The organism is Brachyspira sp., from assembly GCF_050873525.1.
Taxonomy (GTDB): domain Bacteria; phylum Spirochaetota; class Brachyspiria; order Brachyspirales; family Brachyspiraceae; genus Brachyspira.
This window is the reverse complement of the sequence record NZ_JBNMIZ010000162.1, coordinates 1-6,130: the sequence shown is the minus strand read 5'-3', so window position 1 is coordinate 6,130 and position 6,130 is coordinate 1. Positions and strand designations below refer to the sequence as shown.

The window sequence follows — 6,130 nt, the reverse complement described above, 5'->3', positions numbered from 1 at the left end:
GCCTTATGGCAAAGGAGAAAACAAATGACAAAAAGAATAATAATATTTTTAACGAGCCTAATATTTTTTACGGGCGCTTTTCTAAACGCTCAAGCAAACAAAACTTTAGTGGTTTATTTTTCTTATAGCGGAAATACTAGGGTAGCCGCCGAGTATGTGAGGGAAATTCTAAACGCGGATATATTTGAAATAATTCCAGCAAATAGATATCCTAACGATTACAATGCCGCAGTCGAACAGTATAGAAGAGAAAAAGAAAGTTCCACTCTTCCAAGATTGGCAAATAGTATAAATGTCTCTCAATACGATACTATAATATTGGGTTATCCGAATTGGGGAAGCGATTTGTCTTTGGTTGTGAAAAGTTTTTTATCGTCAAATAATTTTTCGGGTAAAAGAATAGTTCCTTTATGCACGCATGGAGGCGGAGGTTTTGCCGAAAGCGTAAATAGTATAAGAGAATTATGCCCAAACTCTACAATATTGGAAGGTTTTTCAATTTATGGAAGAGAGGCTCGAAATTCAAAAAATAATTTGCAAAATTGGTTAAACAGAATTTTATAAAATTAAATTTAATAAATATTTTAAATATTTTTAAGGAGAATAAAAATGTTCAAAATTTTAAATGTATTATCAATAATAATTATTATGTCGGTTGCATGTTCGAATAATGCGGGAAACGGCGAAAATAATTATCCCGCTCCGCCTTCAGAAACTTCTTTAATAGTTAACGGTTCGGGACAGAAGTCAAAAGGTTCGGAAGAATATTTTACGGGAAATGTTGAAGTGGAGGCAATAATTCCGCCAAATAGTTCTTCGCATTTTTCTATAGCCTATGTGACATTTCAGCCGAGAGCAAGAAGCGCTTGGCATACTCATCCAGCGGGACAGCATTTAATAGTGCTTGAAGGCATAGGACTTACGCAGGAAGAAGGAAAACCGATACAAGAGTTTAGAGCGGGAGATGTTTTATATTGTCCGCCTAATGTAAAGCATTGGCATGGCGCATCTCCAAATTCTTATATGAAACATGCCGCTATAACGGGAGTATCAAACGGTTCGGGCGTGACTTGGATGGAAAAAGTGACGGACGAAGAATATAACGACAGATGATTTTTAAATAGTTAAATAAAAAATAAATATAAATAAAAAATACAAGGAGAGATTTACAATGAAAAAGTTAATATGCTTTGGAACGACAATTTTATTTTTGCTTATTTTTAGTTGTATTGCAAGCGAAAATCTATATTCAAATTCAAACGGTTTTGATTTGTCAAACGGAGAAAACGGAAAAGCGCCGACTATTCTTTTAAATAGCGGTTATAGAATGCCGATTTTAGGAATCGGAACTTTTCAGCTTCACGGAGATACTTGTTATAATTCCGTCTTATCCGCGCTTCAAAACGGTTATAGATTAATCGACACCGCTTATATATACGGAAATGAGGATAAAGTCGGGGAAGCGATAAAAAAATCCGGAGTTCCGAGAGAAGAGATATTTATAACTACTAAATTATATATGAGCCAATACGCTAACGCGGAAAAAGCGATAAACGATGCTCTTCAAAAATTGGGAGTGGAATATATAGATTTAATGCTTTTGCATCATCCCGGCGCAAACGATATTGAAGCCTATAAAGCTATGGAAAAAGCCGTTAGAGAAGGAAAAATTCGTTCTTTGGGATTATCCAATTATTATACTGAAGACATTGAAAAATTTTTAAGGCAGATAACTATTACTCCAGCTTTAGTTCAAAATGAAATTCATCCGTATTTTCAAGAAAAAGATGTTATAAAATATGCAAGCGGTAAAGGAATAATTATGGAAGCTTGGTATCCTTTGGGAGGACGGGCGAATCGAACTCGACTTTTTGAAGATAAAACTATTTCGTCTATAGCAAAAGCGCATAATAAATCTTCCGCTCAAATAATTTTAAGATGGCATCTTCAAAGCGGAGTTGTGGCAATTCCTGGTTCGAGCAATCCAAATCATATTAAAGAAAATATTTCAATATTTGATTTTGAATTATCGGACGAAGAAATGAATTTAATAAACGGATTGGAACGCAATCAAAAACATTCTTCATTTGGAAGAAGAAATTAATTAATATAAAAGATAAAATATTTTTGATTATAATTTTAAAGCATAATTAGTTATAAAACAAAAGTATTTGCTATGATTGTTTTAATATCTTAAAATCAAAATAAATAATTAAAAACGCCAATGGCGAAGGAGAATAAATTATGTTTAAAAAATTAGTTTTTATTTTAAGCTTTATAATAGTTTTTCAAATTATTATTTTAGCGCAAAATAACGGAGGAAAAACAATGATAAAAATGACTTTCGGAGGAAACGAGATTTACGGAGAGGTTTTGAATACTCAAAGCGGAAAAGAATTTTTATCTCAACTTCCAGCGAATCTAAAATTTGAAGATTATAATTCTACAGAAAAAATAAGCTATTTGCCGACAAAATTATCTGGACAAGGAGAACCCGAAGGCTTTACTCCAAAAAGAGGCGATATTTCCTATTATATGCCTTGGGGAAATTTGGCTATTTTTTACAGAGATTTTAGATACTCGCGAAGTTTGATTAAAATCGGAACATTAAACGATATTGATAAACTTGCGAATATGCGCGGAAGTTTTGAAGTAAGAATAGAAGTAGTCGATTAAAATAAAATAGGGAAAATTAAAATGAATAAAATAAAATTTTTGATAATGCATTTAATAACGGCGATTTTGTTTATAATCTCATGTTCGGGAAATAATCAAAATTCGTCAAATCAAATAAATAATGCCGATGGCAAAGGAGAAATAACAATGAAAGCGAACGAAAAATATAAAGAATTATTGTGGAGAGATTTTGCAATTTCAAAAGAAGACGAAGATTTGCAAAATATATTCAATAATTTCGTCTACGGAGAGGTTTATAATCATGGAGATTTAGAACCGAAATTAAGAGAGCTAATAACTTTAGTCTCTCTCACGGCGAGTCAAGGGAACGGAATGATAGCGGAACATGTCGAAGCGGCTTTGAATGTCGGAGCGAGCGCAATCGAAATAAAAGAGGCTTTGTATCAATGCGCGCCTTATGTCGGTTTTCCGAGAGTGTTTGCGGCGCTGGAAGAAGCGAATAAAGTTTTTAAAAATAAAAATATAAAACTTCCTCTGCCGTCTCAATCTACGGTTTCGGAAGAGACGAGATTTGAAAAAGGTTTAAATGCTCAAACAACCATATTTGGAGATAGAATTTTAGATATGCATAAAAACGCTCCAGAAAATTTAAAGCATATTCAAAATTATTTATCCGCCATGTGTTTCGGAGATTTTTATACGAGAGAAAGTTTGGATTTGAAGACGCGAGAACTTTTGACTTTTATAATGTTAATATCTTTAGGCGGCGCCGAACCTCAAGCGACAAGCCATGCCAACGCGAATATTTCTATGGGAAACGATAAAGATACTCTTATAAAAGCGGTGACTCAATGCATTCCGTATATCGGCTATCCGAGAACTTTGAATGCCATAGCGATAATAAACGGAATTAATTAAATTTAGGTAGGTAAAATAAATTAAAAATGCCTTATGGCAAAGGAGAAATAAAATGTTATTAGAAAATAATTTAAACGAAGCGAAAGAGGGAAAGAGAATAACTGCGAAAGGTTATGCGGTAAATAGCAAGAGCGATAATTTTAAGCCTTTTGAATTCTCGCGACATTCTATGGGAGAAAACGATATTTTAATCGAAATTCTTTACGCTGGAGTATGTCATAGCGATATACACTCGGCAAGAAGCGAATGGAGAGAAGGAATCTATCCTATGGTTCCAGGTCATGAAATTGCGGGACAAGTCGTGGCAGTTGGAAGCAAAGTGACAAAATTCAAAGTTGGCGATTATGCTGGAGTCGGCTGTATGGTTAATAGCTGCGGCGAATGCGAAGCCTGTAAAATAAGTCATGAACAATTCTGCGAAAGAGGATTTGTGGCAACTTATAATTCAAAAGACTATTTTCATGATAACGAAACTACTTACGGCGGATATTCCAATAATATAGTGGTTAGCGAAAAATTTGCAATAACCGTTCCGAAAGACGCTCCGCTTGAAAAAGTCGCTCCTTTACTCTGCGCGGGAATTACAACTTATTCTCCGCTTAAATTTACGGGAGTTAAAAAAGGAGATATAGTCGGAGTGGCTGGTTTCGGCGGACTCGGTTCTATGGCTGTAAAATACGCGATTCAAATGGGAGCGGATGTTTATGTATTCGCTCGAAATGAAAATAAGAAAAAAGAAGCTTTGGAAATGGGAGCGAAAGATTTATTCACTTCTACAAAAGAAACAAAAATTCGTTTTGATTTAATCGTTTCCACAATTCCTACAAGTTATAATGTAAACGATTATATTGATTTGTTAAAATACGGCGGAGAATTGGCTATAGTTGGACTTCCTCCAGCGGACGCTCAACAATCGATAGATTTTAAAAGACTTGTTTATGCGGCGGGAAAAAAGGTTTACGGTTCTTTAATCGGCGGAATAAAAGAAACTCAAGAGATGCTCGATTTTTCACTTAAACATAAGATATATCCAGAAACGGAGATAATATCGGCAAATCAAATAGACGAGGCTTATGAAAAATTAACCACTGGAAAGGCAAAATTCAGATATGTCATAGATATGAAGACTTTAAAATAAAAAAGAATAAAAACAAAAGGAGATTATTAAATGACTAAAAAAATAATTTTATTATTAGCGTTAATTATTCTTTCATGCGAATTTGGAGAGATTAACGCGCAGGGAAACAACATGATACAAATGAAAATAACGGTAAACGGCAGAGAGCTTACGGCGGTTTTGGAAGATAACGCGACAACGAGAGCTTTAATAGAAAAACTTCCAATGACGCTTCCAATGATGGATTTATACGGAAGGGAAATGTGCTATCGTTTCGACAGCGCTTTACCTACCGATAATGTCAGAAGCATGGGATACGAAGTTGGCGATATAATTTATTATCCGCCAAGAAGAAGTTTTGTGATTATGTATAAGCAAAACGGAGAGAGATTTTCAATGCAAAAAATCGGAAAAATAAATTCTGGAGTAGAAATTTTTAATTCTACGGGAGATGTTGAAGTTAGTTTCGATATTGTAAGATAATCAATAAATAATACTTTTAAAGCATAATTAGTTATAAAACAAAAGTATTTGCTATGATTGTTTTAATATCTTAAAATACAAATAAATAATTAAAAATTAAAAAATGCTAATGGCAAGGAGGGAACAAAAAATATTAAAAACAAAATCTAAAATTGAAAGGAGGAAAAATAAAAAATAAAAAATAATTAAAAAACAAAAATCAAAATTTTAAAAAGTTAAAAAAGAAAAAATTTAATAGGAGAAAACAAATGACTAAAAAAATAATAATTTTTTTAACAAGCCTAATATTTTTAACGGGCGCTTTTCTAAACGCTCAAACGAGTAAAACTTTAGTGGTTTACTTTTCATGGAGCGGAAATACGAGAGTGGCGGCGGAAAACGCGAGAAGATTAGCGGGAGCGGATATTTTTGAGATAACGGTAAAAAATCCTTATCCGAGCGATTATCGTCAATGCGTTGACCAAGCGAGAGACGAACAGAGAAGAAATTTCCTTCCAGAATTAAATAACGGAAGAGTAAATAATTTATCACAATACGATAATATTATAGTGGCTTTTCCAAACTGGTGGGGAACTTATCCTCAAGCGGTGAAAAAATTTCTAATCGACAATAGCGATATTTCTTCCAAAAAAATTGTCCTTCTATGCACGCATGGAGGTTCGAGACTCGGAAGAAGCGTTAGCGATTTAAGAGCTTTATATCCAAACGCTAATATACTCGAAGGTTTGGCTATAAGCGGCGGTTCGGTTAGAAGTTCGGAAAACGATATAAGAAATTGGCTTACAAAAATAGGAATTCTGTAAACGATTTCTATCAAACTATTTCTATTAAGGCTTGATAGAATTGATTTAAAAAATTAAAAAGAAAAAATTTTATCAGCCTTAATTTGAAATAAATTTTAATTGATTATATTTTTAAAAAATAAATTTAAAAAACAAAGGAGAGAAAAAATGAAAGGCAGATTAAATATAATAT

At 33.3% G+C, this 6,130-nt stretch carries 8 protein-coding genes; all 8 read left to right on the top strand.

What is annotated here, in order from left to right; all coding sequences use genetic code 11:
- Positions 1-24 precede the first annotated feature (24 nt).
- The 8 genes from ACR0QS_RS10040 to ACR0QS_RS10005 all read left to right on the top strand — a co-directional run bounded on the left by ACR0QS_RS10040 (position 25) and on the right by ACR0QS_RS10005 (position 5,958).
- A complete protein-coding gene (locus tag ACR0QS_RS10040; protein ID WP_432633311.1) occupies positions 25-564 on the top strand; it encodes a flavodoxin in 540 nt (179 codons plus the stop codon).
- A 45-nt stretch (positions 565-609) separates the two neighbouring features.
- Positions 610-1,113: a (R)-mandelonitrile lyase gene (locus ACR0QS_RS10035; protein WP_432633310.1), complete on the top strand. Its 504-nt coding sequence runs from the start codon at positions 610-612 to the stop codon at positions 1,111-1,113.
- Positions 1,114-1,171: 58 nt separating this feature from the next.
- On the top strand, positions 1,172-2,104 hold the full coding sequence (locus tag ACR0QS_RS10030) for an aldo/keto reductase (RefSeq protein WP_432633309.1): 933 nt from the start codon (positions 1,172-1,174) through the stop codon (positions 2,102-2,104).
- A 140-nt stretch (positions 2,105-2,244) separates the two neighbouring features.
- Positions 2,245-2,676, top strand: a complete 432-nt coding sequence (locus tag ACR0QS_RS10025; RefSeq protein ID WP_432633308.1) for a cyclophilin-like fold protein — start codon at positions 2,245-2,247, stop codon at positions 2,674-2,676.
- Positions 2,677-2,697: 21 nt separating this feature from the next.
- The gene (locus ACR0QS_RS10020; protein WP_432633307.1) at positions 2,698-3,555 is read left to right on the top strand and encodes a carboxymuconolactone decarboxylase family protein; all 858 of its coding nucleotides are present in this window, start codon (positions 2,698-2,700) and stop codon (positions 3,553-3,555) included.
- 52 nt (positions 3,556-3,607) lie between these two features.
- Complete coding sequence (locus ACR0QS_RS10015) at positions 3,608-4,693, top strand: NAD(P)-dependent alcohol dehydrogenase (RefSeq protein WP_432633306.1); 1,086 nt, start codon at positions 3,608-3,610, stop codon at positions 4,691-4,693.
- A gap of 30 nt (positions 4,694-4,723) precedes the next feature.
- On the top strand, positions 4,724-5,155 hold the full coding sequence (locus tag ACR0QS_RS10010; protein WP_432633305.1) for a cyclophilin-like fold protein: 432 nt from the start codon (positions 4,724-4,726) through the stop codon (positions 5,153-5,155).
- Positions 5,156-5,403: 248 nt separating this feature from the next.
- Positions 5,404-5,958: a flavodoxin gene (locus ACR0QS_RS10005; protein ID WP_432633304.1), complete on the top strand. Its 555-nt coding sequence runs from the start codon at positions 5,404-5,406 to the stop codon at positions 5,956-5,958.
- Positions 5,959-6,130: the final 172 nt, after the last annotated feature.

Excerpts from the sequence above, each read along its gene's own strand:
- ACR0QS_RS10010 (WP_432633305.1), top strand. The coding sequence starts at position 4,724 with ATGACTAAAAAAATAATTTTATTATTAGCGTTAATTATTCTTTCATGC.
- ACR0QS_RS10005 (WP_432633304.1), top strand. The coding sequence starts at position 5,404 with ATGACTAAAAAAATAATAATTTTTTTAACAAGCCTAATATTTTTAACG.
- ACR0QS_RS10040 (WP_432633311.1), top strand. The coding sequence starts at position 25 with ATGACAAAAAGAATAATAATATTTTTAACGAGCCTAATATTTTTTACG.
- ACR0QS_RS10020 (WP_432633307.1), top strand. The coding sequence starts at position 2,698 with ATGAATAAAATAAAATTTTTGATAATGCATTTAATAACGGCGATTTTG.
- ACR0QS_RS10030 (WP_432633309.1), top strand. The coding sequence starts at position 1,172 with ATGAAAAAGTTAATATGCTTTGGAACGACAATTTTATTTTTGCTTATT.
- ACR0QS_RS10035 (WP_432633310.1), top strand. The coding sequence starts at position 610 with ATGTTCAAAATTTTAAATGTATTATCAATAATAATTATTATGTCGGTT.
- ACR0QS_RS10025 (WP_432633308.1), top strand. The coding sequence starts at position 2,245 with ATGTTTAAAAAATTAGTTTTTATTTTAAGCTTTATAATAGTTTTTCAA.
- ACR0QS_RS10015 (WP_432633306.1), top strand. The coding sequence starts at position 3,608 with ATGTTATTAGAAAATAATTTAAACGAAGCGAAAGAGGGAAAGAGAATA.